Source organism: Paraburkholderia sp. J7, assembly GCF_905220155.1.
Taxonomy (GTDB): Bacteria; Pseudomonadota; Gammaproteobacteria; order Burkholderiales; family Burkholderiaceae; genus Paraburkholderia.
In genome coordinates this window covers 1-3160 of sequence record NZ_CAJMYZ010000060.1, presented here as the reverse complement: position 1 = coordinate 3160, position 3160 = coordinate 1, and the positions used below count along the sequence as shown (strand labels likewise).

The window sequence follows — 3160 nt, the reverse complement described above, 5'->3', positions numbered from 1 at the left end:
GAGACACACCCGTTATAGGGTCAAGCGAACAAGTGCATGTGGTGGATGCCTTGGCGATCACAGGCGATGAAGGACGCGGTAGCCTGCGAAAAGCTGTGGGGAGCTGGCAAACAAGCTTTGATCCACAGATATCCGAATGGGGAAACCCACTCCGAATGGAGTATCCATGACTGAATACATAGGTCATGTGAAGCGAACGCGGCGAACTGAAACATCTAAGTAGCCGCAGGAAAAGAAATCAACCGAGATTCCCAAAGTAGTGGCGAGCGAAATGGGACCAGCCTGCATTCTTTATCTGTACCGTCAGCCGAACGCTCTGGAAAGTGCGGCCATAGTGGGTGATAGCCCCGTAGGCGAAGGCGGAATGGAAGAACTAGGTATGCGACAAGTAGGGCGGGACACGTGAAATCCTGTCTGAAGATGGGGGGACCATCCTCCAAGGCTAAATACTCGTGATCGACCGATAGTGAACCAGTACCGTGAGGGAAAGGCGAAAAGAACCCCGGGAGGGGAGTGAAATAGATCCTGAAACCGCATGCATACAAACAGTCGGAGCCTCGCAAGGGGTGACGGCGTACCTTTTGTATAATGGGTCAGCGACTTACATTCAGTGGCAAGCTTAACCGAATAGGGCAGGCGTAGCGAAAGCGAGTCCGAACAGGGCGTTCAGTCGCTGGGTGTAGACCCGAAACCAGGTGATCTATCCATGGCCAGGTTGAAGGCACGGTAACACGTGCTGGAGGACCGAACCCACTAACGTTGAAAAGTTAGGGGATGAGCTGTGGATAGGGGTGAAAGGCTAAACAAACCTGGAAATAGCTGGTTCTCTCCGAAAACTATTTAGGTAGTGCCTCGTGTATCACCTTCGGGGGTAGAGCACTGTCATGGTTGATGGGTCCATTGCGGATTACGTCGCCATAGCAAACTCCGAATACCGAAGAGTGCAATCACGGGAGACAGACATCGGGTGCTAACGTCCGGTGTCAAGAGGGAAACAACCCAGACCGCCAGCTAAGGTCCCCAAATATGACTAAGTGGGAAACGAAGTGGGAAGGCTAAAACAGTCAGGAGGTTGGCTTAGAAGCAGCCACCCTTTAAAGAAAGCGTAATAGCTCACTGATCGAGTCGTCCTGCGCGGAAGATGTAACGGGGCTAAGTCATATACCGAAGCTGCGGATGCGTGCTTTGCACGCATGGTAGGAGAGCGTTCCGTAAGCCTGCGAAGGTGCGTTGAAAAGCGTGCTGGAGGTATCGGAAGTGCGAATGCTGACATGAGTAGCGATAAAGGGGGTGAAAGGCCCCCTCGCCGTAAGCCCAAGGTTTCCTACGCAACGTTCATCGGCGTAGGGTGAGTCGGCCCCTAAGGCGAGGCAGAAATGCGTAGCTGATGGGAAGCAGGTCAATATTCCTGCACCATTGTGAAATGCGATGGGGGGACGGATCGCGGAAGGTTGTCCGGGTGTTGGAAGTCCCGGTCCTTGCATTGGAGAAGGCGCTTTGGCAAATCCGGGCGCGGAATTCAAGGGTGCGAGGCCATTCACTTAGGTGAAGAAGCAACTGGAAGTGGTTCCAAGAAAAGCCTCTAAGCTTCAGTTTCACAGTGACCGTACCGCAAACCGACACAGGTGGGCGAGATGAGTATTCTAAGGCGCTTGAGAGAACTCGGGAGAAGGAACTCGGCAAATTGGTACCGTAACTTCGGGATAAGGTACGCCCTTGTAGCTTGACTGGCTCGCGCCAGAAGGGTGAAGGGGTTGCAATAAACTGGTGGCTGCGACTGTTTAATAAAAACACAGCACTCTGCAAACACGAAAGTGGACGTATAGGGTGTGACGCCTGCCCGGTGCCGGAAGATTAAATGATGGGGTGCAAGCTCTTGATTGAAGTCCCGGTAAACGGCGGCCGTAACTATAACGGTCCTAAGGTAGCGAAATTCCTTGTCGGGTAAGTTCCGACCTGCACGAATGGCGTAACGATGGCCACACTGTCTCCTCCCGAGACTCAGCGAAGTTGAAGTGTTTGTGATGATGCAATCTCCCCGCGGCTAGACGGAAAGACCCCATGAACCTTTACTGTAGCTTTGCATTGGACTTTGAACCGGTTTGTGTAGGATAGGTGGGAGGCTGTGAAGCGGGAACGCTAGTTTCCGTGGAGCCGTCCTTGAAATACCACCCTGATCTGTTTGAGGTTCTAACCTTGGTCCGTGATCCGGATCGGGGACAGTGCATGGTAGGCAGTTTGACTGGGGCGGTCTCCTCCCAAAGGGTAACGGAGGAGTACGAAGGTACGCTAGGTACGGTCGGAAATCGTGCTGATAGTGCAATGGCATAAGCGTGCTTGACTGTGAGACCCACAAGTCGAACAGGTGCGAAAGCAGGTCATAGTGATCCGGTGGTTCTGTATGGAAGGGCCATCGCTCAACGGATAAAAGGTACTCTGGGGATAACAGGCTGATACCGCCCAAGAGTTCATATCGACGGCGGTGTTTGGCACCTCGATGTCGGCTCATCTCATCCTGGGGCTGTAGCCGGTCCCAAGGGTATGGCTGTTCGCCATTTAAAGAGGTACGTGAGCTGGGTTTAAAACGTCGTGAGACAGTTTGGTCCCTATCTGCCGTGGGCGCTGGAAGTTTGAGGGGGCCTGCTCCTAGTACGAGAGGACCGGAGTGGACGAACCTCTGGTGTACCGGTTGTGACGCCAGTCGCATCGCCGGGTAGCTATGTTCGGAAGAGATAACCGCTGAAAGCATCTAAGCGGGAAACTCGCCTCAAGATGAGACTTCCCCGGGGACTAGATCCCCTTGAAGGGTCGTTCGAGACCAGGACGTTGATAGGTCAGGTGTGGAAGCGCAGTAATGCGTTAAGCTAACTGATACTAATTGCCCGTAAGGCTTGATCCTATAACAGGTGTGTTTCAAGGACACACAGGTTGAGATCACGTGTTGTGCCGATCTAAACAACACAACCCCAATTCAGCAACACCTCTTTACGCTTCTTCCCGATTGGCTGTGGCGCAGCAAATGCGACGCAGCAACCCGTCATGCCTGATGACCATAGCGAGTTGGTCCCACCCCTTCCCATCCCGAACAGGACCGTGAAACAACTCCACGCCGATGATAGTGCGGATTGCCCGTGTGAAAGTAGGTAATCGTCAGGCTCCT

The 3160-nt window shown here is 53.3% G+C and carries 2 rRNA genes; both read left to right on the top strand.

Annotation, left to right across the window (positions count from 1 at the left end):
- Positions 1-18: 18 nt before the first annotated feature.
- Positions 19-2899: ribosomal RNA gene (locus U5A58_RS40240) — 23S ribosomal RNA — on the top strand.
- Between the two features lie 143 nt (positions 2900-3042).
- Positions 3043-3156 (top strand): 5S ribosomal RNA (gene rrf / locus U5A58_RS40235).
- Positions 3157-3160: the final 4 nt, after the last annotated feature.